This is a genomic window from Citrobacter europaeus (genome assembly GCF_037482245.1).
Classification (GTDB): domain Bacteria; phylum Pseudomonadota; class Gammaproteobacteria; order Enterobacterales; family Enterobacteriaceae; genus Citrobacter; species Citrobacter europaeus.
In genome coordinates, this window is sequence record NZ_CP148084.1 from 4,664,775 (window position 1) to 4,689,937 (window position 25,163).

The 25,163-nt window shown below is 53.4% G+C and carries 26 protein-coding genes; 15 read left to right on the forward strand and 11 right to left on the reverse strand.

Going from position 1 to position 25,163, the window contains the following annotated elements; all coding sequences use genetic code 11:
• The first annotated feature begins 19 nt into the window (after positions 1–19).
• The 12 genes from phnE to phnP all read left to right on the forward strand — a co-directional run bounded on the left by phnE (position 20) and on the right by phnP (position 8,948).
• The gene (phnE, locus tag WHR59_RS21855; protein WP_016155398.1) at positions 20–799 is read left to right on the forward strand and encodes a phosphonate ABC transporter, permease protein PhnE; all 780 of its coding nucleotides are present in this window, start codon (positions 20–22) and stop codon (positions 797–799) included.
• A 20-nt stretch (positions 800–819) separates the two neighbouring features.
• Positions 820–1,545 carry a phosphonate metabolism transcriptional regulator PhnF gene (gene phnF / locus WHR59_RS21860; RefSeq protein WP_043018123.1) on the forward strand — a complete coding sequence of 242 codons (726 nt, stop codon included), beginning with the start codon at positions 820–822 and terminating at the stop codon, positions 1,543–1,545.
• A complete protein-coding gene (gene phnG, locus WHR59_RS21865) occupies positions 1,546–1,998 on the forward strand; it encodes a phosphonate C-P lyase system protein PhnG (RefSeq protein WP_043018122.1) in 453 nt (150 codons plus the stop codon).
• Positions 1,995–2,579 (forward strand): phosphonate C-P lyase system protein PhnH, encoded by a 585-nt coding sequence (gene phnH / locus WHR59_RS21870; RefSeq protein ID WP_043018121.1) that lies wholly within the window; start codon positions 1,995–1,997, stop codon positions 2,577–2,579. The genes phnG and phnH overlap by 4 nt, the downstream gene beginning before the upstream one ends.
• Positions 2,579–3,646 carry a carbon-phosphorus lyase complex subunit PhnI gene (locus WHR59_RS21875; protein WP_047406909.1) on the forward strand — a complete coding sequence of 356 codons (1,068 nt, stop codon included), beginning with the start codon at positions 2,579–2,581 and terminating at the stop codon, positions 3,644–3,646. The genes phnH and WHR59_RS21875 overlap by 1 nt, the downstream gene beginning before the upstream one ends.
• 46 nt (positions 3,647–3,692) lie before the next feature.
• On the forward strand, positions 3,693–4,484 hold the full coding sequence (gene phnJ, locus WHR59_RS21880) for an alpha-D-ribose 1-methylphosphonate 5-phosphate C-P-lyase PhnJ (protein ID WP_230586357.1): 792 nt from the start codon (positions 3,693–3,695) through the stop codon (positions 4,482–4,484).
• Complete coding sequence (gene phnK, locus WHR59_RS21885; protein ID WP_003826710.1) at positions 4,481–5,239, forward strand: phosphonate C-P lyase system protein PhnK; 759 nt, start codon at positions 4,481–4,483, stop codon at positions 5,237–5,239. The genes phnJ and phnK overlap by 4 nt, the downstream gene beginning before the upstream one ends.
• Before the next feature lie 144 nt (positions 5,240–5,383).
• The gene (phnL, locus tag WHR59_RS21890; RefSeq protein WP_043018513.1) at positions 5,384–6,070 is read left to right on the forward strand and encodes a phosphonate C-P lyase system protein PhnL; all 687 of its coding nucleotides are present in this window, start codon (positions 5,384–5,386) and stop codon (positions 6,068–6,070) included.
• Positions 6,067–7,203 (forward strand): alpha-D-ribose 1-methylphosphonate 5-triphosphate diphosphatase, encoded by a 1,137-nt coding sequence (gene phnM, locus WHR59_RS21895; RefSeq protein ID WP_338843459.1) that lies wholly within the window; start codon positions 6,067–6,069, stop codon positions 7,201–7,203. Before phnL ends, phnM begins: the two co-directional genes overlap by 4 nt.
• A 2-nt stretch (positions 7,204–7,205) precedes the next feature.
• Positions 7,206–7,760, forward strand: coding sequence for a ribose 1,5-bisphosphokinase (gene phnN / locus WHR59_RS21900; protein WP_199995246.1), 555 nt, complete (start codon positions 7,206–7,208; stop codon positions 7,758–7,760).
• Complete coding sequence (phnO, locus tag WHR59_RS21905; protein ID WP_043018117.1) at positions 7,747–8,181, forward strand: aminoalkylphosphonate N-acetyltransferase; 435 nt, start codon at positions 7,747–7,749, stop codon at positions 8,179–8,181. Before phnN ends, phnO begins: the two co-directional genes overlap by 14 nt.
• 8 nt (positions 8,182–8,189) lie before the next feature.
• Positions 8,190–8,948 carry a phosphonate metabolism protein PhnP gene (gene phnP / locus WHR59_RS21910; RefSeq protein WP_181230880.1) on the forward strand — a complete coding sequence of 253 codons (759 nt, stop codon included), beginning with the start codon at positions 8,190–8,192 and terminating at the stop codon, positions 8,946–8,948.
• Positions 8,949–9,000: 52 nt separating this feature from the next.
• On the opposite strand, the gene WHR59_RS21915 is transcribed toward phnP, so the two are convergent.
• The 4 genes from WHR59_RS21915 to WHR59_RS21930 all read right to left on the reverse strand — a co-directional run bounded on the left by WHR59_RS21915 (position 9,001) and on the right by WHR59_RS21930 (position 12,488).
• Positions 9,001–9,342 carry a HigA family addiction module antitoxin gene (locus WHR59_RS21915; RefSeq protein ID WP_043018115.1) on the reverse strand — a complete coding sequence of 114 codons (342 nt, stop codon included), beginning with the start codon at positions 9,340–9,342 and terminating at the stop codon, positions 9,001–9,003.
• Positions 9,343–9,368: 26 nt separating this feature from the next.
• The gene (locus WHR59_RS21920; RefSeq protein WP_075145335.1) at positions 9,369–9,671 is read right to left on the reverse strand and encodes a type II toxin-antitoxin system RelE/ParE family toxin; all 303 of its coding nucleotides are present in this window, start codon (positions 9,669–9,671) and stop codon (positions 9,369–9,371) included.
• A 156-nt stretch (positions 9,672–9,827) separates the two neighbouring features.
• A complete protein-coding gene (gene yjdP / locus WHR59_RS21925; protein WP_047406937.1) occupies positions 9,828–10,154 on the reverse strand; it encodes a DDRRRQL repeat protein YjdP in 327 nt (108 codons plus the stop codon).
• Positions 10,155–10,223: 69 nt separating this feature from the next.
• Entirely contained in the window at positions 10,224–12,488 is a 2,265-nt protein-coding gene (locus WHR59_RS21930) for an ATP-binding protein (protein WP_338843460.1), read from the reverse strand.
• Between the two features lie 114 nt (positions 12,489–12,602).
• On the opposite strand from WHR59_RS21930, the gene WHR59_RS21935 reads away from it, so the two are divergent.
• From WHR59_RS21935 to WHR59_RS21945, 3 genes are all read left to right on the forward strand, one after another.
• Positions 12,603–14,126 carry a sugar ABC transporter ATP-binding protein gene (locus WHR59_RS21935; RefSeq protein WP_042312939.1) on the forward strand — a complete coding sequence of 508 codons (1,524 nt, stop codon included), beginning with the start codon at positions 12,603–12,605 and terminating at the stop codon, positions 14,124–14,126.
• Entirely contained in the window at positions 14,119–15,114 is a 996-nt protein-coding gene (locus WHR59_RS21940; RefSeq protein ID WP_047406945.1) for an ABC transporter permease subunit, read from the forward strand. Before WHR59_RS21935 ends, WHR59_RS21940 begins: the two co-directional genes overlap by 8 nt.
• A gap of 73 nt (positions 15,115–15,187) precedes the next feature.
• Entirely contained in the window at positions 15,188–16,129 is a 942-nt protein-coding gene (locus tag WHR59_RS21945; RefSeq protein WP_003826688.1) for an ABC transporter substrate-binding protein, read from the forward strand.
• A gap of 71 nt (positions 16,130–16,200) precedes the next feature.
• Here WHR59_RS21945 and WHR59_RS21950 read toward each other — a convergent pair whose 3' ends face one another.
• The 7 genes from WHR59_RS21950 to WHR59_RS21980 are packed head-to-tail and all read right to left on the reverse strand — an operon-like array spanning position 16,201 to position 24,957.
• A complete protein-coding gene (locus tag WHR59_RS21950; protein ID WP_338843461.1) occupies positions 16,201–17,607 on the reverse strand; it encodes a hypothetical protein in 1,407 nt (468 codons plus the stop codon).
• A complete protein-coding gene (locus WHR59_RS21955; protein WP_043018109.1) occupies positions 17,604–17,864 on the reverse strand; it encodes a PAAR domain-containing protein in 261 nt (86 codons plus the stop codon). Before WHR59_RS21955 ends, WHR59_RS21950 begins: the two co-directional genes overlap by 4 nt.
• A 1-nt stretch (position 17,865) precedes the next feature.
• A complete protein-coding gene (locus WHR59_RS21960) occupies positions 17,866–18,645 on the reverse strand; it encodes a T6SS immunity protein Tli3 family protein (protein WP_080625846.1) in 780 nt (259 codons plus the stop codon).
• 46 nt (positions 18,646–18,691) lie between these two features.
• Positions 18,692–19,465, reverse strand: a complete 774-nt coding sequence (locus WHR59_RS21965) for a T6SS immunity protein Tli3 family protein (RefSeq protein ID WP_080625847.1) — start codon at positions 19,463–19,465, stop codon at positions 18,692–18,694.
• 46 nt (positions 19,466–19,511) lie between these two features.
• A complete protein-coding gene (locus WHR59_RS21970) occupies positions 19,512–20,285 on the reverse strand; it encodes a T6SS immunity protein Tli3 family protein (protein ID WP_087051813.1) in 774 nt (257 codons plus the stop codon).
• A 9-nt stretch (positions 20,286–20,294) separates the two neighbouring features.
• Positions 20,295–22,391: a T6SS effector phospholipase Tle3 domain-containing protein gene (locus WHR59_RS21975; protein WP_338843462.1), complete on the reverse strand. Its 2,097-nt coding sequence runs from the start codon at positions 22,389–22,391 to the stop codon at positions 20,295–20,297.
• Positions 22,384–24,957 (reverse strand): type VI secretion system tip protein VgrG, encoded by a 2,574-nt coding sequence (locus WHR59_RS21980; protein ID WP_338843463.1) that lies wholly within the window; start codon positions 24,955–24,957, stop codon positions 22,384–22,386. The genes WHR59_RS21975 and WHR59_RS21980 overlap by 8 nt, the downstream gene beginning before the upstream one ends.
• Positions 24,958–25,163 lie beyond the last annotated feature (206 nt).

A 25,163-nucleotide genomic window follows, 5' to 3' on the forward strand; every position in this document is an offset into this window, starting at 1 on the left:
CGTGCCAACGGAGCTAAACATGCAAACCATCACCGTCGCCCCGCCCAAACGTAGCTGGTTCTCGTTGCTGAGCTGGGCCATTCTTCTCGCCGTACTGGTGGTCTCGTGGAAAGGTGCCGAAATGGCTCCGCTCACGCTGATCCAGGATTCCGGCAATATGGCGACCTTCGCCGCCGACTTCTTCCCGCCGGACTTCAGCCAGTGGCAGGACTATCTCGGTGAAATGGCCGTTACCCTGCAAATTGCCGTCTGGGGTACTGCCCTCGCCGTGGTGCTATCGATTCCCTTCGGCCTGATGTGCGCCGATAACCTCGTGCCGTGGTGGATTTACCAGCCGATGCGTCGCCTGATGGATGCCTGTCGCGCCATCAATGAAATGGTCTTCGCCATGCTGTTCGTGGTCGCCGTCGGTTTAGGTCCGTTCGCCGGGGTGATGGCGCTGTTTATCCACACCACCGGGGTGCTTTCCAAGCTGCTTTCCGAAGCGGTAGAAGCCATTGAGCCAGGTCCGGTAGAAGGCATTCGCGCCACCGGGGCCAATAAAATTGAAGAAATTCTGTATGGCGTTCTGCCACAGGTCATGCCGCTGCTTATTTCCTATTCGCTGTATCGCTTTGAATCCAACGTTCGCTCGGCCACGGTAGTCGGGATGGTGGGCGCAGGCGGTATTGGCGTGACCTTATGGGAAGCGATTCGCGGTTTTCAGTTCCAGCAAACCTGCGCCCTGATGGTGTTAATCATCGTCACCGTCAGCCTGTTGGATTTCCTTTCCCAGCGTTTGCGTAAGCACTTTATCTGATTAGCGAGGCATTGATTGCTATGCACTTGTCTACACATCCGACCAGTTATCCAACGCGTTATCAGGAAATTGCCGCGAGACTTGAGCAGGAGCTTCGTCAACATTATCGCTGCGGTGACTATCTGCCCGCCGAACATCAGCTTGCCGCGCGCTACGAGGTAAACCGCCACACCCTGCGCCGCGCCATTGACCAGTTGGTTGAGCGCGGTTGGGTACAACGTCGCCAGGGCGTCGGCGTGCTGGTGCTGATGCGCCCATTCGATTACCCGCTGAATGCCCAGGCGCGCTTTAGTCAGAACCTGCTGGACCAGGGCAGCCACCCCACCAGCGAAAAACTGCTGGCGGTGCTGCGCCCGGCCTCCAGCCACATTGCCGACGCGCTCAGCATTAACGAGGGCGATAACGTGATTCACCTGCGCACCCTGCGCCGGGTTAACGGGATCGCGCTGTGCCAGATCGACCACTATTTTTCCGACCTCACGCTGTGGCCGCTGCTGCAGGGCTTTAACAGCGGTTCGCTGCACGACTACCTGCGCGAACAGTCCGGCCTGACGCTGCTGCGTACGCAAACGCGCATCAGCGCCCGCCGCGCGCAGGCCAAAGAGAGCAAGGTGCTGGAAATCCCCAATATGGCGCCGCTGCTGTGCGTGCGCACCCTGAACCACCGTGAAGGCGAAGAACACGCGGCGGAATACTCCGTCAGCCTGACCCGCGCCGACATGATCGAATTCACTATGGAGCACTGAATGCATTTCGATACCGCCACCCGCCAGCGCTGGATGCGCGCGCTGGCTTACAGCAATGCCGATGCCCTGAACGCCCGCATCACCGCGCTCAAACTGACGCCGGACTATGAACTTATTCGCGCACCGGAAAGCGGACTGATGCAGATCCAGGCCCGTATGGGTGGTACCGGCAACCGCTTCTTTGCCGGTGACACCACGCTTACCCGCGCAGTTGTCCGCCTGAAAAGCGGCACGCTGGGTTACAGCTACCTGCTGGGACGCAACAAACAACATGCCGAGCAGTGCGCGGTGATTGACGCGCTGCTGCAGGAACAAACGCATTTCCAGAACTTAATGGAAACCTTAATTGCCCCGCTGGAAGCGGAACGCGATGCGCTGATTCGCGCACGCCGTGCCGAAGTCAACGCCAGTCGGGTCGACTTCTTCACGCTGGTACGCGGAGATAACGCATGACCTTACAAACCGCTTTTAATTTACCCGTTCAGGATGCTCAGCAGAGCTTTCGTCGCCTGCTGAAGGCCATGAGCGAACCGGGCGTAATCGTCGCCCTGCATCAACTGAAACACGGCTGGCAGCCACTGGGCGTGGCAACCACCAGCGTGCTGCTGACCCTGGTCGACGGCGACACGCCGGTCTGGCTGGCGCCGTCGATGGATAACGATATCGCCCGGCAGAACCTACGTTTTCATACCAACGCGCCGCTGGTGGATCAGCCGCAGCTGGCGGCCTTTGCCGTCGCCGATGAACACATCAGCAGTGAACAGCTTAACGTCCTCTCCGCCGGTTCCGCCGTCGCGCCAGAGACCAGCGCCACGCTCATTGTGCAGGTCGCAGGCTTAAGCGGCGGACGTATGCTGCGTCTGACCGGCGCGGGCATCGCCGAAGAGCGCATGATCGCGCCACAGTTGCCGGAATGCCTGATTCACGAACTCACCGAACGCCCGCATCCGTTCCCGCTGGGGGTTGATTTGATCCTCACCTGCGGCGAACGCCTGCTGGCTATTCCGCGAACCACCCATGTGGAGGTGTGCTGATGTACGTCGCCGTCAAAGGGGGCGAAAAGGCGATAGCCAACGCCCACGCCCTGCAGGAAAACCGACGCCGGGGCGATGAGACCATTGCTGAACTGAGCGTAGCGCAAATCGAACAGCAGATGAATCTGGCCGTCGACCGGGTGATGACCGAAGGCGGCATCGCCGATCGCGAACTGGCGGCGCTGGCGCTGAAGCAGGCCAGCGGCGATAACGTCGAAGCCATCTTTTTGCTCCGCGCCTACCGCACTACGCTGGCAAAGGTGGCGGTCAGCGAGCCGCTTAACAGTGCAGAAATGCGCCTTGAGCGCCGAATCTCGGCGGTCTACAAGGATATTCCCGGCGGACAGCTGTTGGGACCGACCTATGACTACACCCATCGCCTGCTGGATTTTACTCTGCTGGCTAATGGCGAAACGCCGCCTCTGCGCAGCGCAGACGGCGCACAGGATGCCTCCCCGCACGTCTTTTCCCTGCTGGCCAACCAGGGACTGGCAAAGCGTGAAGAGGATGATGGCGCCACGCCCGACGACGTCACCCGCACACCACCAGTTTACCCCTGTTCACGTGCTTCACGCCTGCAACAGCTGATGCGCGGCGACGAAGGCTATCTTCTGGCGTTGGCCTACTCCACCCAGCGCGGCTACGGGCGCAATCACCCGTTTGCCGCCGAAATCCGTAGCGGCTATGTGGCACTGGAAACCGTCCCGGAAGAGCTGGGATTTGCGGTGAACGTCGGCGAACTGCTGATGACCGAATGTGAAATGGTCAACGGGTTTGTCGCACCAGAAAACGAATCTCCCCATTTTACCCGCGGCTACGGGCTGGTGTTCGGCATGAGCGAACGTAAAGCAATGGCGATGGCGTTGGTGGACCGCGCTCTACAGGCAGCCGAATACGATGAAACGGTCACGGGACCGGCGCAGGACGAAGAGTTCGTGCTGGCGCATGCGGATAACGTCGAGGCGGCGGGTTTTGTTTCGCACCTCAAACTTCCCCATTACGTCGATTTCCAGGCTGAGCTGGAACTGCTCAAACGCCTGCAACAGGAGGCCCCTCGTGACCACTAACCTCTCCGGCTACAACTTTGCGTATCTTGATGAGCAGACCAAGCGCATGATCCGCCGCGCCATTCTGAAAGCGGTGGCCATCCCCGGTTACCAGGTGCCGTTTGGCGGACGTGAAATGCCGATGCCTTACGGTTGGGGAACCGGCGGCATCCAGCTCACCGCCAGCGTGATTGGCGAGCCGGACGTATTGAAGGTGATTGACCAGGGCGCGGATGACACCACCAACGCCGTGTCGATTCGCAATTTCTTCAAACGCGTAACCGGGGTGAATACCACCGAGCGTACGGAAGACGCGACCTTGATCCAGACCCGCCACCGCATCCCGGAAACGCCGCTGGTGGAAGATCAAATCATTATCTTCCAGGTACCGATCCCTGAGCCGCTGCGCTTTATCGAACCGCGCGAAACGGAAACCCGCACCATGCACGCGCTGGAAGAGTACGGCATCATGCAGGTGAAACTGTATGAAGATATCGCCCGCTTCGGCCATATCGCCACCACTTACGCCTATCCGGTGAAAGTTAATGACCGCTACGTCATGGACCCGTCGCCCATCCCAAAATTCGACAATCCGAAGATGGACATGATGCCGGCCCTGCAACTGTTTGGCGCAGGCCGCGAAAAGCGCATCTATGCCGTTCCACCTTACACCCGCGTGGAAAGTCTCGATTTCGACGATCACCCGTTTACCGTGCAGAGCTGGGATGAGCCTTGCGCCATTTGTGGCTCAACCCACAGCTATCTCGATGAAGTGGTGCTCGATGACACCGGCAAACGCATGTTTGTCTGCTCCGACACCGACTACTGCCGCCAACAGAGCGAGGCCCTCAGCCAATGACGCAACCGCTGCTTTCAGTCAACAACCTGACCCATCTCTACGCGCCGGGCAAGGGCTTCAGCGATGTCTCTTTTGACCTGTGGCCTGGCGAAGTGCTGGGTATCGTCGGCGAGTCCGGTTCCGGCAAAACCACGTTGCTGAAATCAATCTCATCACGGCTGACGCCGCAGAACGGTGAGATTTTGTATCAGAACCGTTCGCTGTACGGCATGAACGAGGCCGACCGCCGCCGTCTGCTGCGCACCGAGTGGGGCGTGGTGCACCAGCATCCGCTGGATGGCCTGCGCCGTCAGGTCTCCGCAGGCGGCAATATCGGCGAACGTCTGATGGCCACCGGCGCGCGCCACTACGGCGACATCCGCGCCACCGCGCAGCGTTGGCTGGAGGAGGTAGAGATCCCTGCCTCGCGTATCGACGATCTGCCCACCACCTTTTCCGGCGGCATGCAGCAGCGCCTGCAGATCGCCCGTAACCTCGTCACCCACCCAAAACTTGTGTTTATGGACGAACCCACCGGCGGGCTGGACGTTTCCGTACAGGCCAAACTGCTGGACCTGCTGCGCGGCCTGGTGGTGGAACTGGATCTGGCGGTAGTGATTGTCACCCACGATCTGGGCGTGGCGCGCCTGCTGGCCGACCGTTTGCTGGTGATGAAGCAGGGTCAGGTGGTGGAAAGTGGGTTAACCGACCGCGTGCTCGACGACCCGCATCATCCGTATACCCAGTTGCTGGTGTCGTCGGTTTTGCAGAACTGATTTTTTTGTTGTGCCGGATGGCGGCTGCGCCTTATCCGGCCTACGGAGCGGCATCGCTTGTGCCGGATGGCGGCATTGGTTGTAGGCCTGATAAGCGAAGCGCCATCAGGCAATCAAACGAAAAAACGCTTAAAGAGGCTAAAAATGAACGCGATCCGCGTTGAAAATGTCAGTAAAACCTTTGTCCTGCATCAGCAAAACGGCGTGCGTCTGCCGGTGCTGCAAAACGCCACGCTGGACGTTAAAAACGGCGAATGCGTGGTGCTGCACGGTCACTCGGGCAGCGGCAAATCCACGTTGCTGCGTTCGCTGTACGCCAACTATCTGCCTGATGAAGGCCACATCCACATCCGCCACAACGATGAATGGGTCGATCTGGTGCAGGCTCCGGCGCGTAAAGTGCTGGAAGTTCGTCGTTCAACCATCGGCTGGGTGAGCCAGTTCCTGCGCGTGATCCCGAGGATTTCCGCGCTGGATGTGGTGATGCAGCCGCTGCTGGATCTCGGCGTATCCCGTGAAGAGTGTGCAGCCAAAGCAGCTAACCTGCTTACCCGTCTGAACGTGCCGGAGCGGCTGTGGCACCTGGCGCCTTCGACCTTTTCCGGTGGTGAACAGCAGCGCGTCAACATCGCCCGCGGGTTTATCGTTGATTACCCAATTCTGCTACTCGATGAGCCTACCGCCTCGCTGGACGCCAAAAATAGCGCCGCCGTCGTCGCATTAATTGAAGAAGCGAAAGCCCGCGGCGCAGCAATTGTCGGCATTTTTCACGATCAAACCGTGCGCGACCGCGTAGCGGATCGTCTGCATCTGATGGGAACAACAGCATGATTATCAATAACGTAAAGCTGGTACTGGAAGATGAAGTGGTGCAAGGATCGCTGGAAATTGAAGGCGGAACGATCCGCGCCTTTGCCGAAAGTCAAAGCCAGCTGCCGCAGGCGCTGGACGGCGAAGGCGGCTGGCTGCTGCCAGGGCTTATCGAACTGCATACTGACAATCTCGACAAGTTTTTCACCCCGCGACCGAAGGTCGACTGGCCTGCCCACTCGGCGATGAGCAGCCACGATGCCCTAATGGTGGCCAGCGGCATTACCACCGTGCTGGACGCGGTGGCGATTGGCGATGTGCGCGACGGCGGCGACCGTCTGGAAAATCTGGAGAAGATGATTAATGCGGTGGAAGAGACGCAGAAGCGCGGGGTCAATCGCGCCGAGCACCGCCTGCATTTGCGCTGCGAACTGCCGCATCACACTACCCTGCCGCTGTTTGAAAAACTGGTCAGCCGCGAGCCGGTGACGCTGGTATCGCTAATGGATCACTCGCCAGGCCAGCGTCAGTTCGCCAATCGCGAGAAGTACCGCGAGTATTATCAGGGCAAGTATTCGCTCACCGACGAGCAGATGGCCCGCTATGAAGAAGAACAATTAGCCCTGGCGGCGCGTTGGTCACAGCCCAATCGCACGGCGATTGCCCAGATGTGCCGTGAGCGCCAGATTGCGCTGGCGAGCCATGATGATGCCACCCACGATCATGTACTGGAATCGCACCAGCTTGGCAGCGTGATCGCCGAATTCCCCACCACCTTCGAAGCGGCTGAAGCCTCGCGCCAGCATGGTATGAACGTGCTGATGGGCGCACCCAACATCGTGCGCGGCGGCTCTCACTCCGGTAACGTGGCGGCCCATAAGCTGGCTGAGCTGGGTCTGCTGGATATTCTCTCCTCCGACTACTACCCCGCCAGCCTGCTCGATGCGGCATTTCGCGTGGCGGACGATAGCGCCAACGGCTTTACGCTCCCGCAGGCGATTCGCCTGGTGACCCGCAATCCGGCGCGGGCATTAAATCTCGACGATCGTGGCGTTGTTGCCGAAGGCAAACGCGCGGATCTGGTGCTGGCGCACCGCAAAGGCGGCAACATCCATATCGACCACGTCTGGCGCCAGGGAAAAAGGGTATTCTGACTATGGGTAAACTGATCTGGCTGATGGGGCCCTCCGGCTCCGGTAAGGACAGTCTGCTGGCAGAACTGCGCCAGCAGGAACCGACACAACTGCTGGTGGCGCACCGTTACATCACCCGCGCTGCCAGCGCCGGGAATGAAAACCATATCGCGCTGAGTGAACATGAATTTTTTATCCGCGCCGGGCAGAATCTGCTGGCGCTGAGCTGGCACGCGAACGGCTTCTACTACGGCGTCGGCGTAGAGATAGACCTCTGGCTGCACGCCGGCTTTGATGTGGTGGTCAACGGCTCGCGCGCACATCTGCCCCAGGCGCAGGCCCGTTATGGCGCTTCTTTGCTTCCCATTTGCTTACAGGTTTCTCCGGCAATTCTCCGCCAGCGCCTGCAGGCGCGTGGGCGGGAGAGCGAAACGGAAATCGCTGCCCGCCTTGAACGCGCGGCGCGCTACGCACCGTATGACTGCCACGTCCTGAATAACGATGGTAGTTTGCTACAGTCTGTCGATACACTGCTCGCACTGATGGGACGCAAGGAGAAGAAACATGTCTGTCTGTGAATTACGCCGCGCCACGCTCTACGATACCGATGCGGTTTACGCGCTGATCTGCGAGTTGAAGCAGGGTCAATTTGACCTGCAGGCTTTTAGCGCTGGTTACGCCGCAAATCTGCAAGATCCCAATATGCACTACCAGCTGGCGTTAATCGACGGACAGGTCGTCGGCTTGATCGGTCTGCACCTACAGTTTCATCTGCACCACGCTAACTGGATTGGCGAAATCCAGGAACTGGTGGTGATGCCGCAGGCGCGAGGGTTAAGGGTCGGCAGCCAGTTACTGGCGTGGGCCGAAGCCGCCGCGCGCGAAGCGGGCGCAGAAGTCACCGAGCTTTCCACCAGCACCCAACGCCTTGACGCGCATCGTTTTTACCAGCGCGAAGGTTATACCATGAGCCATTTTCGCTTCACCAAACCGGTGTAGGGGGAGCCATGAGTCTGACCATTACGCTGACGGGAACGGGCGGCGCGCAGCTGGTGCCGACATTTGGCTGCGATTGTGCGGCCTGCCAACGAGCACGCTTACAGGTGCAATACCGTCGACGCCCTTGTAGCGGGGTGGTCAAATTCAACAATGCGGTGACATTGCTGGACGCGGGGATCCCACATCTGATGGACGACTGGCCAGCGGGCAGCTTCCAGCAGTTTCTGCTGACCCACTATCATATGGATCACGTGCAGGGACTATTTCCGCTGCGCTGGGGCGTGGGGGCAACTATCCCGGTGTACGGACCGCCGGATGATCAGGGTTGCGACGATCTGTTTAAGCATCCCGGCATCCTCGATTTTAGCCATACCGTTGCGCCATTTGTGGTGTTTGACCTGCAAGGATTGCAGGTCACGCCGCTGCCGCTCAACCATTCAAAGTTGACGTTTGGCTATCTGCTGGAGTCCGCGCACAGCCGCGTGGCGTGGCTCTCCGATACCGCCGGACTTCCCGACAAGACGCTGAAGTTTCTCCACAATAACCAGCCTCAGGTGATTATCATCGACTGCAGCCATGCCCCGCGCGCCGAACCGCCGCGCAATCACAGCGATGTAAATACCGTTATCGCCTTAAACGAAGTTATCCGCTGCCCACGGGTGATCCTGACGCATATCAGCCATCAGTTTGACCTGTGGATGATGGGAAATCCGCTACCAGTAGGGTTTGAAGCCGGATATGACGGAATGGAGATTGTGCTGGAGTAAGGAAATTAGCCGGATGCGATGAAAACATCTTATCCGGCCTACAAGCTGACAGTCAGGCGACTTTTTTAGACTCGCCATTTCGCTGAGCGATAAAATCTTTAACCGAAACAATGCGGTTCAGTTCTTCTTGCGCCCGCATGTCATTTTCAACTTCCCACAGGTCAACCGCCGACTGTAAGTTACGCCAGAAATCAACGGAGGTATCGAACGCTTTGGCCAAACGAAACGCCATATCCGTTGTTAATTTGCGATTATTGTTGACCAGTGCGCTCACCGTATTGCGATGAACATGCAGTATTTCAGCCAGATCGTTAATTTTCAGCTCGAGCGGCTCCAGGTATTCATATTGCAGGATATCACCCACAGTAGTTGGTTTTCTGGTTGCCTGTTTCATATCTTTACCTTAGATTTTCTCTAGTTCTAGTAGATGTGTGGATCTAAGTACACATCTTCGGCCTTACCGTTAATCCATTTGAATATTAATCGGTACTGCTTGTTTACTCTAATTGAAGAATATTCCTGCAACTTTCCGGTTAACTCTTCATATCTGTTACCGGGTGGCGAGCGCAAATCCCGATGCGAAACAGCCGCATTAATAATATCCAGCTTTCTGGCTAATGCAGTATGAATATCCGCAGGTATTTTTCTGTGCGATGTCGCCCGCTCAAAAAAATCTTCAAGCCATGTATCCCGAAAACTTCTGATGTTTAATGATTTAGACATTCCATTGCCAGCTCCTCTTCCATAAGCATAGAGAGATTGTAACGCACACACGCACTGTGCTCAAGTGCATTTCTTGACATAAAATGGCGAAATATTTAGCTGACAGGTGAATCCCTGCCTGGGAGACAAAATACTCATATATTTAAAGCGTTATAGCTAACGATCGTAATCTTCTTCCATTCTGCGTTCTTCGTCTTCTAACTGACGCCGTTCCTGATCGAGCTGGCGCTGGCGGTCATCCAGTTGACGGCGTCGGTCTTCAAACTGGCGGCGGCGGTCATCATATTGTCTGCGACGATCGTCACTCATCTGACGCTGCCAGCTTTCATCACGAGAGTCGTCATAATCTCGCCCGTTGTCCGGTTTATATGCGTCGTTAATCGCCTGCTGAATATTGCCGATGGCGTCATCGATAATATCCGCCTGCGCCGAAACGGTGGTCATCAGCAGAGTGAAAAGTAAGAATGTCGTGGAGCGTTGCATAAAACCAGCCTCATCGAGAAACTCGCTCCACGGTAATCAAAGCGTATTTTCGCGGGTAGCGGAGGAATCTCAATTACGCGAATGCCGCAGCGCCTGCGCCAGCTCTCCCCGGGTAAAAGGTTTACGCAGTAATGCCACATCCGGCAGCGCCGGGTTATGCGCCGGACGTAAATCCTGACCGCTAATCAGCAGGATGTTCAATTGCGGATAATGTGCCAGCGCATGATTAACCACATCCACGCCGCTTAACCCCCCCGGCAACATTAAATCGCTGATAAAAATATCAATCTCGGATGAAGCCGCTAGCATATGCATCGCCTGTTCGCCGTTGGCGGCCTCTAACGTCAGATAGCCCAGCAGGTGTAACTGCTCACATAACGTCTGGCGCACATCGGCTTCATCTTCAAGCACCAGCACCAGTTTTTCATCGCTGTTCGCCGCATGTACCGCCACCGGTTCTGCCTGAGCCTGCACCGGCACAACGGCGCGAGGAAGCTGCAATCTGACCGTCGTTCCCTGTCCGGGCGCGCTTTCAATCTCCACCCGGCCACCGGACTGGCGCACAAAACCGTAGACCATCGATAGCCCCAGCCCGCTGCCGCTACCGGTCTGTTTAGTGGTGAAAAACGGTTCGAAGACCTGAGCTTTCACCTCCTGCGACATCCCGCTTCCCTGGTCGGCAACCTCCAGCATCACCATATCCTGCTTACGCCCATCGCTGCGCGTGACCCGCTGATTCCAGGTACGGATTTTAATCGTGCCCGCCTGCCCGTCCATGGCGTCACGGGCGTTCATCACCAGATTGATAATGGCGTTTTCCAGTTGGCTGACGTCAATCCACGCGGGCCAGGCGGGAGACTGGGCTTCAATCTCCAGCGTCAACGTGGCCGGAAGAGAGTGGCGCATCAGTTCGCCCAGGTTTTCCAGCAGCGTTTTCAGCTCCACCGCATGAGGGTGCAACGACTGTTTGCGCGAAAAGGCCAGCAGCCGCTGGGTAAGCAGCGCCCCGCGCTCGGCGGCTTTAAGCGCCCGATTGACCCGCGGCGCATCGGGCGAGTCTGGGTTCACCAGATCCAGGCTGCCAATAATCACCGCCAGCAGGTTATTGAAATCATGCGCTAATCCGCCCGTCAGTTGCCCCACCGCCTTCAGCTTTTGGCTGTGCAATAGCGCTTCCTCCAGCCCCTGGCGCTCGGTGCGGTCGATTTCCATCTGGCTGGTTTTTTCTTTTAGCAATCGGGTGGTGTGCTCCAGCGACGCTGTATTACGGGCAAAGACGCTAAAGGCGCGGGCCAGCTCACCCAGCTCATCGCGACGCTGCAGGGCCGGTACGCTGACGTCCGATTCACCGTGCGCCAGCCGGGTCATCGCCCGTGAAATGGCCGTCAGGTTGGAACCGAGGTTACGGTAGATATACCACCCGGCAAAACCGGTGATCACCACCGCCAGCAGCGCAAACGCCAAAATAAACAACGCGCCAGATTGCAATTCCTGATGGCTTTGCGCCACCCGCTGTTCGGAGATCAGCGCCACCTGCGAGGCATACTGGTTGATATCGCTGTTGAGGATCGCCACCAGCGCTTTGATATGAAACATATACCAGTTGATCGCCAAATCGCTTTGTTCCAGCGCGGAAGAGAGCGGCTCCAGCTTATGCAGTTCCTGGTTGAAGTCGTTGAGGATGTGGCTAATCAGCGGATTATTGGCTTGCAAAGGCAGCGCAGGCATCACGCCATTCAGTTGTTTCACCACCGAACGCGGCGTGGGTGTTTCAATGGCGGCGATAATTAATCGGTCTATTTGTCCCAGCAGCACGTCATCCTGCGCGCCGGTGAGCTTTTGCAGATGACGTAAATAACTTTGATTCTGATACAGTGAACTGAGCAACGCGTTACGTTCCAGGTGTCGCAGTTGCCCGCGCTGCAGCATACCTTCCACGCTGCTTTGTAGCTCCTGACTACGCTGGATAATACGCTCAACCAGCACCAGCTCCTGCTGAGCCAGCGGCGCATTAGCCAACTGTTCCAGCGAATCCTTCAGCGCCCGTTGCGTCTCCTGCAGCCGCTCCGCTTCACCTTTGTATTCCAGCGCGCCAACCACCTGCGACAGCCGCACCGCCGCCGTCGCCACGTTCGCCGTATCCCGCGCCAGGTTCATGCTGCTGGTCATGTCGTCAACGGTTTGCTGCTGCACCTGCTCCTGGATCTGACTGGCGTGCTGAAACCCCAGCACCGCCACACCGCTCACCATCAGCGTAACCGCGACGACCAGCAGATTGAAGAACAGCAATCGTCCGCGCGCACTGGCGAAAAAGTGACGTCCCGGTTGCGGCATATCACGCTCCGTGAAGAAAAATCGCAATATGACAAATATGAACGGCTTCTGACATTTTGCATTTACATTCCTGTGATGGACTGCTGATATCGGCCACCCCACAGGAGATCCGCCATGAGCAGGACACCGGTTCTGGAGATGCGCAACATTGCCAAAGCGTTTGGCAAATTTTACGCGCTAAAAGGGGTCGATTTAACGGTCTGGCCGGGTGAGATTCATGCCCTGATGGGTGAGAATGGCGCGGGGAAAAGCACCCTGATGAAGATCCTCGCGGGTGCCTATACTGCCACCAGTGGTGAGATCCTGATTGACGGTCAGCCGTTCCACATTCGTGGGCCAAAAGATGCGCTCAGCGCGGGCATCACGCTGATTTACCAGGAGATGCAGCTCGCGCCCAACCTGACGGTAGCGGAAAATATCTTTCTTGGCAGCGAGCTGTCGCGCGGCGGTCTGGTCCAGCGTAAAGAGATGGTGCTGCAGTCGCAGAAAGTCATCGACCGACTCGGCGCCCAGTTTAAGGCCAGCGATCGCGTGATGACGTTGACCATCGCCGAACAGCAGCAGGTGGAAATCGCCCGCGCTCTGCACCGTAACAGCCGCATTCTGGTGATGGATGAACCCACCGCCGCCCTCTCCTCACGTGAAACCCACCGCCTGTTTGAACTGATCATGCGCCTGCGCGATGAAGGGATGGCGATTATTTACATCAGCCATCGCATGGCGGAAGTGTATGAACTCTCGGATCGCGTCAGCGTCCTGCGCGACGGGCAATATGTTGGCAGCCTGACCCGCGACAAGCTCAACGCCGCGGAGCTGGTGCGCATGATGGTGGGCCGTCCGCTAAGCGATCTGTTCAACAAAGAACGCGATATTCCCTTAGGGAAAGCGCGCCTCAACGTCCACCACCTGACCGACGGCCATAAAGTCCAGCCGTGCAGCTTGCTGGTGCGCTCCGGGGAGATCGTCGGCCTGGCCGGACTAGTCGGCGCCGGACGTTCTGAACTGGCTCAGTTGATTTTTGGCGTGCGTAAAGCCATCGGCGGCATGATTGAAGTAGACGGTGAGCCGGTGGTGATCCACTCCCCGCGTGAGGCGATTGACCACGGCATTGGCTTTCTGACGGAAAACCGCAAAGAGCAGGGACTGTTTTTAGAGCTGGCAGCGGCAGAAAACATCACCATGGCGACGCTGGAGCGTGATGCCAACTGGGGCATGCTCGATCGCAAAAAGGCGCAGGCTATTTCCGATGACGCCATCAAATTGCTCAACATCCGCGTGCCGCACGCGCAGGTACGCGCAGGCGGGCTGTCCGGCGGTAATCAGCAAAAACTGCTGATTTCGCGCTGGGTCGCGATCGGCCCACGTATTTTGATCCTCGATGAACCCACGCGCGGCGTGGACGTCGGCGCCAAAAGCGAGATCTACCGGATCATGAACGATATGGCGCGCAAAGGGGTGGCGATCCTGATGATCTCCAGCGAACTGCCGGAAGTCGTTGGCATGAGCGATCGCGTGTACGTCATGCGGGAAGGCAGCATTGCCGGCGAGCTGAACGGGCAAAGTATTACCCAGGAAAATATTATGACGCTGGCTACCGGCGTGAACGACTCCCACCATCAGGCGGTGCCCCATGAATAATCCAACCCCTCCCCAGCAGGTGGCGAAATCCGCCTCCGCGAAAAGAATGCTGATGAGCGATCTGATGCAAACGGTCGGCATCTTACCGATTCTCATCCTGATTGTGGCGGTCTTTGGCTTTATCGCGCCCAACTTTTTTACCGAAAGCAACCTGCTGAATATTACCCGTCAGGCGTCGATCAACATCGTGCTGGCGGCTGGCATGACCTTCATTATTTTGACCGGCGGGATCGACCTCTCGGTTGGCTCGATTCTCGGCACCACCGCCGTCGCAGCCATGGTCGTTTCTCTTATTCCTGAGCTTGCCATGCTGTCGATTCCGGCGGCGCTGATGCTCGGCCTGGTGCTGGGGTTGTTTAACGGCGCGCTGGTCGCTTTTGCCGGACTACCGCCGTTTATCGTCACGCTTGGAACGTATACGGCGTTACGCGGCGCGGCCTACCTGCTGGCCGATGGTACGACGGTGATTAACTCCAATATCAGCTTCGAATGGATTGGTAACAACTATCTCGGGCCGATCCCATGGCTGGTGGTGATTGCGCTGGCGGTGGTGGTGGTGTGCTGGTTCATTCTGCGCCGTACCACGCTCGGCGTTCATATCTACGCGGTCGGCGGCAACATGCAGGCCGCACGTTTAACCGGGATCAAAGTGTGGCTGGTGCTGCTGTTCGTCTACGGCATGAGCGGTTTGCTTTCAGGTCTTGGCGGGGTGATGAGCGCCTCGCGGCTGTACAGCGCCAACGGCAACTTAGGCATGGGTTACGAACTGGACGCCATCGCGGCGGTGATCCTTGGCGGCACCAGTTTTGTTGGCGGGATCGGCACCATTACCGGCACGCTGGTGGGGGCGTTGATCATTGCCACGCTCAATAACGGCATGACGCTGATGGGCGTCTCCTATTTCTGGCAACTGGTGATCAAAGGGGCGGTGATCATCATAGCGGTGCTGATCGACAAATACCGTACCCGACACCATCAAAGTGCATAGACAAACTTGCCGGATGGCGGCGCAATCGCCTTATCCGGCCTATAACAACAATACCCTACGTGAGGAAACGAGTATGCGTTTGAAGCCATTAGTGACCGCGCTCTGTGCTGGCGCACTGCTTGCTGCAGCTCCGTTTGTGCAGGCAAAAGAACTGAAATCGATCGGCGTTACGGTGGGCGATCTGGCCAACCCGTTCTTCGTGCAAATAACCAAAGGCGCGGAGCTGGAAGCACGCAAACTGGCGGGGGATAGCGTTAAAGTGACGCTGGTGTCCAGCGGCTACGATCTGGGGCAACAGGTGTCGCAAATCGACAACTTTATTGCCGCCAAAGTCGACATGATTATCCTTAACGCCGCCGACTCTAAGGGCATCGGCCCGGCGGTAAAACGCGCGAAAGACGCCGGGATTGTGGTGGTGGCCGTTGACGTGGCGGCGGAAGGCGCAGACGCGACCATTACCTCCGATAACACCCAGGCAGGTGAAATGGCCTGTAAATACATTACCGACCGCCTGAAAGGCAAAGGCAACGTCGTCATCATCAACGGGCCGCCGGTTTCCGCCGTCCAGAACCGCGTGGAAGGCTGCCAAACCGAGTTCAAACGCCACCCGGACATCAAGGTGCTGTCGCATAACCAAAACGCCAAAGGCAGTCGCGAAGGCGGGCTGGAGATCATGACCGCGTTGCTGGCGGCGAATCCGAAGATCGACGGCGTATTCGCCATTAACGATCCGACTGCGATCGGTGCCGATCTGGCGGCAAAACAGGCGCAGCGTAGCGAATTCTTTATTGTCGGCGTAGATGGATCCCCAGACGGTGAAGAAGCGCTGAAGCGCGAAAACTCACTATTTGTGGCGACTCCGGCACAAGATCCGCAGGTGATGGCTGCCAAAGCGGTCGAAATCGGCTATGACATATTGCAGGGGAAACCCGCCCCGAAAGAACCCGTGCTGATCCCGGTGACGATGATCGATAAAAACAACGTCGGCAGTTATAAGGGTTGGACAGTGAAATAAATCCTGAACCGACTAAGGCTCCTGCCACAAAAAGAGTCAAAGAAGTAAGAGCGCCCGTCAGGGCGCTTACCTCATAAAAACTGAGAGTAATAAATATCCATTTTCTCCTCTATATTATGACTCAGTATAAAAGAAAAAATCATAACCGCCGTGTAAATAACCAGAATACCAATAACCAAAGGTGCAAACGTATACCAGGGGTGACTTTGGAACAGTTCCAGTGGTACGAGACTTACAAATCCCATACACCATAAAATAATTGCGCACAATTTTATGACCCTCCAATAATCATGGAAATCCAGCTTTTCAAGTGCCGGACAAGATCCTGGATATTTAGCCGCTATTATGCCGGATTGAATAGCATTTGCGGATGTACTGGCGAATAACTGATGTCCTTGCCCATATTTTTCAGCATCCGCAGCCAATGCCAATACAACCCAGCGCTGAACCTCTGTGCTTTGCCCAGTGACGGCCTCCAGTTCATATCGGCTATCGGCCAAAATGCTCGTTTTTGCGTTTTCTATCCCACTAAATAATACGAACTTTGACTGCTTATCCAGTGAGTTGAACCATAGTTTTTTAATTTTACTCACATCAACTTGCTGTGCAGAAAGATATGTACTTACGATTTCATCAAGATAGTAAGGGGTACTGTCCATCATGCGCAATAAATATAAAGGTGTGTCTTTATCTTTAAGCAGTTGTGTATTGGTAAAAATAAAAGCATTAGCACTTTCAAAAAAGTCAAAATTATTTTCATCATGCAGTTCAACTGCAATAACCAGGTTATTTTCAGAAATATTTAAATCAACCCAGTCATTAATTAAGAAATAATCAGGGCACTCGTGAAGGATATTAATTTTTCCGACTTTATCGTTGGGGACGCTCAGGCTTGCCAGCACCGCCTTGAAACTACTGCCGATAGTGTCATCCGCTCCCTTAACGTACAGCCAGGTATTAAAAGGCCGATAATCCCTGACAAGAGAATATTTGAGGGGCTCTATCAATTGCCTTAGCACTTTATCAACTCTGGTGTCATCCATTGAGTCAACTTCAATATCAATGCGTAACGGCGTTGCAGAACCTGCTGGCGCTTCCCCCTCTAGTTTCTGAATTTTTAATGCCAGTTCAGGTACCGGCAGAATGGATGAATAGTCTAAAAGCGGCAATGCCCGTATTGCCCACTTTTTCCACTGATTCATACCATACTGCTCAAGATAACCCGCATAGTAACATGGAAAAGATATAACACCGTAAGTGATTACCATCACACACCAGATTGCCAACACTATTAGCGATGGGATACCTATTGCATTCCATATCAGATCATCAGGAACTTTCTTGTCCTGCAACCAGTTGAATATATTGTATGTTATAAAAAACAGAAAGATAGCACAGCTAATGATCAGCATAATATTCAGCGGGAATTTTTCTGGTTCTTCATAGGGATTCTTGTTTGGTATCTTCCATTTCCTCATTTGCTTGTCCCCGCTGTTGGCAGTGTGGTTTTAATTGCACAACCACATGCGGCCCTACAACCATCCACAACGACGCCTTTGCCATCCATTGTCCAGGTTGGCTCAAAATCAAGTATTGGGAAGGTACCTTTGTGCAGAATACAAACCACAGTATCCCCCATTAAGGCGACAGCAATTCCCATAAACTTGCTACCAGAAGCTTTATTAACATATCCGCCATTTTCCAGCGGATCGTTTAGCCTGATTACACCTTTCATATTATTTCCCTGCATCCATATCGCAGTGCATCCGGGTCCAGCCCTTATAGCCCACCACTTCCGGTTCTTTGTCCGGCAGGTTTTGATAGTTGGCCTTATAACCTTCCGTTAAATGGGCTAAGGATGCTTTCATAAACACCACTGTTCCCCACGCAGCACCTGGAAACTCAGGACTGGTATGACCGTCCACATACTCGCCACTGGATTTATGCTTGCCAGGTCTGTAGAGATAATACGTGTCATCAAAGTATTGATAATCTATACCCGGTCCACCCGGCGCCAGACGCGGGTCGTCAAAAGGGTATGAGCTCATATACAAATGTCCTTGTGCAGTGGAAATAAATGCCTGATTGTTGACCACCACCACCCTTTTTATTTCTTTTCCTTCAGGGCTGTCACGCATAATACCATCTGAGTTTTTCTCCAGCGCTGGGAAAGAAGCCATATATGTTGCCACCTGCCACGTTTGCCCGTAATCTTTAGATATTTTATATGCTCCAGGTTCCCATCGCGGTATAAGAATATACTTATCTGACGGATGAATATATACCCCGGAAAATATCTGATACGTTGAATAAATGCCATTCACTAATTCTTTATGTATATTCCGCCTGGTATCATGATACCAAAGCGCTCCCTCACAATTATAGCCTTTTAATTCCAGATATCGGTTATCATCATAGCGATAAATAACCTGTGAGGGTGCTTTTTTTGTACAGGCAGCGATAGCACATAGCGAAATAGTTCCGATTATTATTTTTAACGCACTTCCCTTATTCATAATTTATCCTTAAACGTTAAGCGGTTTGGGCATATCCCATTGCAGATTATTTCCCCGCATCCATATCGCAGTGCATCCGGGTCCAGCCCTTATAGCCCACCACCTCCGGCTCTTTGTCCGGCAGGTTTTGATAGTTGGCCTTATAACCTTCCGTTAAATGGGCTAAAGATGCTTTCATAAACACCACCGTTCCCCACGCAGCACCTGGAAACTCAGGACTGGTATGACCGTCCACATACTCGCCACTGGATTTATGCTTGCCCGGTTTGTAGAGATAATACGTGTCATCAAAGTATTGATAATCTATACCCGGTCCACCCGGCGCCAGACGCGGGTCGTCAAAAGGGTATGAGCTCATATACAAATGTCCTTGTGCAGTGGAAATAAATGCCTGATTATTAACTACCACCACTCTTTTTATTTCTTTTCCTTCAGGTCTGTCACGCATAACACCGTCTGAGTTTCTCTCCAGCGCCGGGAAAGGAGCCATATATTTTGCGACCTGCCACGTTTGTCCGTAATCTTTAGATATTTTATATGCCCCAGGCTCCCACTCAGGCACAAGTATGTACTGTTCTGAGGGATGGATAAACTCACCCGAGAAAACCCTATAGATTGGATTGCCATAAATTGATTTGTGGACCTTTCTTTTTACATCATGGTAAACAACATATCCTTCACAATCATAACCGATCAACTCCAGGTAACGATTTTCATCAAACCGGTAAATTACTTGTGATGGTATTTTTTTTGTACAGGCAGCGATGGCGCATAGTGAAATTGCCCCAACGATTACTCTTACCCTAATTCCTGGTTTCATAATTCATCCTTAAACGTTAAGCGGTTTGGGCATATCCCATTCCAGATTATTTCCCTGCATCCATATCGCAGTGCATCCGGGTCCAGCCCTTATAGCCCACCACTTCCGGTTCTTTGTCCGGCAGGTTTTGATAGTTGGCCTTATAACCTTCCGTTAAATGGGCTAAAGATGCTTTCATAAATACCACCGTTCCCCAGGCGCGCCCTGGCGATTCAGGTCTCATATGGCCGTTCACATACTCGCCACTGGATTTATGCTTGCCTGGTCTGTAGAGATAATACGTGTCATCAAAGTATTGATAATCTATACCCGGTCCACCCGGCGCCAGACGCGGGTCGTCAAAAGGGTATGAGCTCATATACAAATGTCCTTGTGCAGTGGAAATAAATGCCTGATTATTAACCACCACCACTCTTTTTATTTCTTTTCCTTCAGGGCTGTCACGCATAATACCATCTGAGTTTTTCTCCAGCGCTGGGAAAGAAGCCATATATGTTGCCACCTGCCACGTTTGCCCGTAATCTTTAGATATTTTATATGCCCCAGGCTCCCACTCAGGCACAAGTATGTACTGTTCTGAGGGATGGATAAACTCACCCGAGAAAACCCTATAGATTGGATTGCCATAAATTGACTTGTGGATCTTTCTTTTTACATCATGGTAAACAACATATCCTTCACAATCATAACCGATCAACTCCAGGTAACGATTTTCATCAAACCGATAAATAACCTGTGAGGGTATTTTTTTTGTACAGGCAGCGATGGCGCATAGTGAAATTGCCCCAACGATTACTCTTACCCTAATTCCTGGTTTCATAATTCATCCTTAAACGTTAAGCGGTTTGGGCATATCCCATTGCAGATTTGGAGTCTCGGCATTGTATATTTCATTACGTCTGGCCGGTTGAACCGTTGTTGAATGACAATATTCGTTAACCACGCCAAACTTCCCTTGCGGTAAAATATCATCTGGCCTGTTCATATAATCTTTTGTGTCGGCTTTATTCAATATCCCCGTTGTATAATAATCCACAGTTTTTGGCAGACCATTACGCTTCATACGCCAGTCCCCGCGCAGGAGTAGCTCGGTCCAGAATTCTCCGCAGCGGTGATCAAATGCTCTGCATATTCCCACCGCCAGATCGAAAGGCATCGCTTTCGCGGGGGCATCTTTCGACATAACAATAGAGGAATGCTGGCTGTAACCAACCTGCTCTGATTGCATCCATTCTTTTTGCAGCTCATCCGGCGTTTTTTCATAAATCAACTGAACGGTCTTATTGTATCCCCCGCCCAGAACAACGCCTTTGGTATAAGGCTTGCCATATTTTTTGGAGAATATCGCAAGTTCAGTGGGCGTTAATTCCTGGCCCGGCTGTAAAGAATCGAAACCTGCGCCGCTGAGATTTTTGAAATCTGTCTCAGTGCGCGCAATGACCGTGGCTTTTGCAGAAAATGAGATGTCCTGATCGGGTGAACCTGGCGCTATCGAATATTTATACTGACTTCCCGCGCCCTGTAACTGGTGTCTGAAGGTAACGGGGAGCTGCTCGCCATTCACAACAACATCCGCAAACGTATATTGTCTGGTCGCGCCCGTATCCTGATTAAAGCTATTCTTTTCTAACGCCGGCATTTCAAAAGGCACGCTCAGCGGGCTGCCGCCTATTTCCGGACCATTTTCACAGAAAACCCGCTGGCGCAGATTGTCTATTCCGCTGGCAATATTATGGGGGACTCCCCGCCAGCCCAAACCCTGGACGTTAAGTAATGAAACCACGCTGTCATTGGGGCAAAAATAGTTATATACCTTGCCAAAGTTATTACGCGTATAGAGTTTATTCTGCCGCCACTGTGAATTGGTTTTACTCAGGCACAGCGCGCCTTCTAATTCATCAATCTCGGCCTGCGTGTGATATTGCCCCTTGCCATATCTGGCGTTGGTCGCCATCAAATGACAGAAATTGCGGAACGTCTGTTGCCGGGCGCGATCCGTCTGGTGATGTCCAGGTGTGACACTTTCAGCAGCCGTTTTTTCCAGTGCGTAGGGAGAATGGTTAAGTATCACGCAATCGGCAGGATCGGCACCTGCTGCTTTTACCAGCATATTGGCCAGCATGGTAATGATCGTTCCCTGGGAGTGCGCAATGATATTAATGGGATCGAATTGTGTTGCCGGTTCACTTCGAATCATCAGGATTAAATCAGCCAGCCGCTGCGCGGCAAAAAACTGATAAATACGGTGCGGATTGTCATAAATAGGGTGCGTAAAATCCCCGGCATTCATATACAGTGATGCAAATCCTGCCGCACCGTTCGCCAGGCCGCCGGAGCCCGGCCCTAACATATCCGGAATAGTGGTTGTCGCATTGGCAAAGGTACCCCCGCCTTTGGCGTACACATCATCGAGAACATTACCGAAATTATCATTCTGATATTTCAAGGTGGTTTGGGGAATATGGCCCAGTTTTTCCAGCTTTGTGTTGTCATCTTCCTGATAGGCGTTGTAAGGCAGTTTTGCGGCGTCTCCTGATTTAGCCCGTTCTTCGCGATAACGCCGCTGGTCTTCTATATACGTCGCATGATCGACGGGTTTATACCCCCAATAAAATGGAATGACCGGGCTGCGTCCGGGCATTTTTATATTCTGCTGCTCGCCATCGCCCATATCCATTTTGTACTGCTGCCATTCATGCGGATACATATCCGTGCGACCCATACGTTCATTCAGGCCAGCGATAATACCCTCCTCCTGATTCTGATAGGCCTCGCCCACATCGTTGACGCCGTGCACAAGGATCACAATGCAGGGCATGGAATACTTAACGGGCACGTCGCAGACCGCCATTTTTCCGCCCGTAGATTTAGGCACGCCCTGTACACCTGTCGCCACCACCTGCGGATTAAAGGGATTGTTACTCATTTGGCAAAATCTCCATTTTCATTTCGTCCATTTCAGTCATATCCAATAACGGCGTCATTCCTTCATCGTCTGTGACGCCTTCAATGGTTTCGCCTGATGCCTTAGTCAGTCTGAATTTTGTATTTTTCAGAACATCGTCTGGGTTGCCAGAGCCATGTAATTTAATGCGGCGATGAAACTGTTCTTCCTGAAAGACAGGGGTTTTATCTTTTGCCGACTCCGGTCCGCTCCAGTCAAGAGTGGTGCCTTTCAACTGCACTTTTGCGGGAGAGAATATTTTTACTGAGCCGTCTTCATTTATTCTGATACCGCCACCACCGCACAAAAGCTGGATATTCTTCCTGGCGCTGATGGTCACGTTGCCGTTCATACTCTGAATATGAAAATGCTTATCAGAAAGCAGGCCCATTTCCCCGCGCTGCGCCTGGACGGAAATATCATCTTTTGCGGCGATGATTTTGATTCCGATAGCTCTGCTGAAAAGTGACAGGCCCTGCCCAACGGCCATTGAGAGTTTTTTAAAGACGTTAAAACTGCCGTTGCTGGCGGCGTTTAGCGACAAATCTTTGTCTGCTGATAATGCCATCGTTTGCGGTGTCAGCAGGGCCATACCGTGATCGGCATAGGCCACCAGCCCCGAGCGGGTAAGCTGTTCAAGCGCGGCGTTAAGCTGCTGCTGCGGTCCCAGTTCGACATTTAACGCCTGTGCCGTCAGCGCGCTCTGCTGAAGCGACGTTGCCAGCGTAAGCGCGGCCTGAAGCTGCTGAACCACTGCGCTCATATCGAGCTGCTTACCCTGGGCTTTTGGCTGCGCCTCAGTCGTGAGTAGTATCCCCTTTGCCGCCCTCAGGACCGCGCGGTCATCGGTGCGCAGTTCTGCGCCTTCGCCGCGAGGTTTACCGCCAGCATCTACAAGATGGCCCATGTTCAACTGCGTTTTGCCGTACTCGGTACTCAGTTTGACGTGTTCCTGCCCGCGCCGGTCCTCCATCCGCAGCTTATTAAGACCCGCAGTGCGGATGACGTTACGAGTATTGTTGCGGCTGGTAACGGGATCAGGCTTTGGAGCATGATGCAGAGCGTGCGCAATAAAAGGTCTTTCCGGATCGCCGCCTTCAAACGCAATGGCGACCTCTGTGCCCTGGATTAACGGAAAGTGATGACCATAAGTATCACCGGCATAAACCCGCGCCAGACGAACGGGCATGCTTTCATAACCTTGCCTGTGCTGGTCGAGGTCAAAATCAAACTTCACCCAATAGCGACCCTGCACATCGATATGAGCATATTGGTCATTGTCTATTGGTGATGAAACGATCGCGGGAACAGTACCTGCAATACGTGGCCGGGGTAGCGGCTGCGGTCGAAAACAAACGTTCTGGCTGTAGGGAACACCGATAAGCCGGGACTGGAGCGCTGCATCGCGCCTCCCCGTCACCTGCATTGCCGTTACCACAAATCCAGAGGCGAAGGCATGTGGAATGGCGCCGTCAATTTCCAGCACCATCCCCGGCACGATCGACGGACTGGTGGTCACACCGGTTAAAATGGATTGATTATTAAGAATAATTTCGTGATGCAGTTTGGCGTAAAACCAGCTGGACTCGCCTGGCTGCGCCTCGGCAAATTGCGATCCTGGCTGATGATGGATATCCGCATAGCGATACTCTGTGCCATATGCCGTAGCCCTTTCCGCAGACACATCGGCGTCAGCGTTTAGCATCTGCGAGTTTGCCAGCCTGTAATCAAAGTTCTTCACTTTAACGCCAGCGGAGACAACGTTGTGCTTTGATACCAGCTGATCGATCGAATACTCATTTGATGTCAGCCCGGCATGGGATGAGTGCATAATCTTTTGATCAAAGAGGTATTGGCATTGTGAATCACTGAAGATAACCACCATAATGTGCGAAACAGCATGATGATTTGCGATCCTGAACCAGATCCCAACTTCTGACAGGATGCGGCTGATAAACGCTAAATCTGACTCCTCCCACTGAACAATCATTTCCCGGTTGGGATAGATACAAACAAGATTATCAAAGTCGATTTCATAATCGGCAAAAGCATGTTCTTTGAGGATCTGCGTGACCAGTTTCGGCACATTTATGTTCAGGTAAATAGCCGAACGCTTGCATCGTGAGAGTAATGCCAGCTTATGCTCTAACCTGATTTCGTACAGTGACTCATCCGCTGATGTGCTAATAAGCGAAAATGACGTAATGACGCCTTCAATTTGCCGTTCATATAGCCACTTCTCAGAACCTTGAATATATTTATTCCAGTTATGATTAGGTGCTCTGATTTTCAGCGAGCCTTCAATGTTAAGAAGTGAGTCAGGAGGGATGTTTTTTTGTTTTGATGTGAATCTAATTTTATAACTGTATGGTTTACTTAAATTTTCATGACCTTCAATTGTTTCAACATCCAGCAACCCTAACTTACCCTCGTCCCTAACAGAGAATAAATACTTATTTATACTCTCCTCTGAAACTATACCTTCCAGATTATAGAACCCTGATCCTTTTTTCATTATCGCATCCCTTACCAAAAGAAAGTAATACATAAGAAATAAAGTCCAGTCAGCATATCAACAATAATAAAAAAAGGGTTATTTTTTTACTGAAAACAAATCTGGAAAGTGAATTAATTATTATTAGTTAAACGTGTAATATAATCCTGACATATAAATAAACGATTAACTGGCGCGAATTTAGATTCAATGACATCATTTTCTAACAAAACGGTTTATATAGCCCAGCATTCGTTTTT

Excerpts from the sequence above, each read along its gene's own strand:
- phnE (WP_016155398.1), top strand. The coding sequence starts at position 20 with ATGCAAACCATCACCGTCGCCCCGCCCAAACGTAGCTGGTTCTCGTTG.
- phnF (WP_043018123.1), top strand. The coding sequence starts at position 820 with ATGCACTTGTCTACACATCCGACCAGTTATCCAACGCGTTATCAGGAA.
- phnG (WP_043018122.1), top strand. The coding sequence starts at position 1,546 with ATGCATTTCGATACCGCCACCCGCCAGCGCTGGATGCGCGCGCTGGCT.
- phnH (WP_043018121.1), top strand. The coding sequence starts at position 1,995 with ATGACCTTACAAACCGCTTTTAATTTACCCGTTCAGGATGCTCAGCAG.
- WHR59_RS21875 (WP_047406909.1), top strand. The coding sequence starts at position 2,579 with ATGTACGTCGCCGTCAAAGGGGGCGAAAAGGCGATAGCCAACGCCCAC.
- phnJ (WP_230586357.1), top strand. The coding sequence starts at position 3,693 with ATGATCCGCCGCGCCATTCTGAAAGCGGTGGCCATCCCCGGTTACCAG.
- phnK (WP_003826710.1), top strand. The coding sequence starts at position 4,481 with ATGACGCAACCGCTGCTTTCAGTCAACAACCTGACCCATCTCTACGCG.
- phnL (WP_043018513.1), top strand. The coding sequence starts at position 5,384 with ATGAACGCGATCCGCGTTGAAAATGTCAGTAAAACCTTTGTCCTGCAT.
- phnM (WP_338843459.1), top strand. The coding sequence starts at position 6,067 with ATGATTATCAATAACGTAAAGCTGGTACTGGAAGATGAAGTGGTGCAA.
- phnN (WP_199995246.1), top strand. The coding sequence starts at position 7,206 with ATGGGTAAACTGATCTGGCTGATGGGGCCCTCCGGCTCCGGTAAGGAC.
- phnO (WP_043018117.1), top strand. The coding sequence starts at position 7,747 with ATGTCTGTCTGTGAATTACGCCGCGCCACGCTCTACGATACCGATGCG.
- phnP (WP_181230880.1), top strand. The coding sequence starts at position 8,190 with ATGAGTCTGACCATTACGCTGACGGGAACGGGCGGCGCGCAGCTGGTG.
- WHR59_RS21915 (WP_043018115.1), bottom strand. The coding sequence starts at position 9,342 with ATGAAACAGGCAACCAGAAAACCAACTACTGTGGGTGATATCCTGCAA.
- WHR59_RS21920 (WP_075145335.1), bottom strand. The coding sequence starts at position 9,671 with ATGTCTAAATCATTAAACATCAGAAGTTTTCGGGATACATGGCTTGAA.
- yjdP (WP_047406937.1), bottom strand. The coding sequence starts at position 10,154 with ATGCAACGCTCCACGACATTCTTACTTTTCACTCTGCTGATGACCACC.
- WHR59_RS21930 (WP_338843460.1), bottom strand. The coding sequence starts at position 12,488 with ATGCCGCAACCGGGACGTCACTTTTTCGCCAGTGCGCGCGGACGATTG.
- WHR59_RS21935 (WP_042312939.1), top strand. The coding sequence starts at position 12,603 with ATGAGCAGGACACCGGTTCTGGAGATGCGCAACATTGCCAAAGCGTTT.
- WHR59_RS21940 (WP_047406945.1), top strand. The coding sequence starts at position 14,119 with ATGAATAATCCAACCCCTCCCCAGCAGGTGGCGAAATCCGCCTCCGCG.
- WHR59_RS21945 (WP_003826688.1), top strand. The coding sequence starts at position 15,188 with ATGCGTTTGAAGCCATTAGTGACCGCGCTCTGTGCTGGCGCACTGCTT.
- WHR59_RS21950 (WP_338843461.1), bottom strand. The coding sequence starts at position 17,607 with ATGAGGAAATGGAAGATACCAAACAAGAATCCCTATGAAGAACCAGAA.
- WHR59_RS21955 (WP_043018109.1), bottom strand. The coding sequence starts at position 17,864 with ATGAAAGGTGTAATCAGGCTAAACGATCCGCTGGAAAATGGCGGATAT.
- WHR59_RS21960 (WP_080625846.1), bottom strand. The coding sequence starts at position 18,645 with ATGAATAAGGGAAGTGCGTTAAAAATAATAATCGGAACTATTTCGCTA.
- WHR59_RS21965 (WP_080625847.1), bottom strand. The coding sequence starts at position 19,465 with ATGAAACCAGGAATTAGGGTAAGAGTAATCGTTGGGGCAATTTCACTA.
- WHR59_RS21970 (WP_087051813.1), bottom strand. The coding sequence starts at position 20,285 with ATGAAACCAGGAATTAGGGTAAGAGTAATCGTTGGGGCAATTTCACTA.
- WHR59_RS21975 (WP_338843462.1), bottom strand. The coding sequence starts at position 22,391 with ATGAGTAACAATCCCTTTAATCCGCAGGTGGTGGCGACAGGTGTACAG.
- WHR59_RS21980 (WP_338843463.1), bottom strand. The coding sequence starts at position 24,957 with ATGTATTACTTTCTTTTGGTAAGGGATGCGATAATGAAAAAAGGATCA.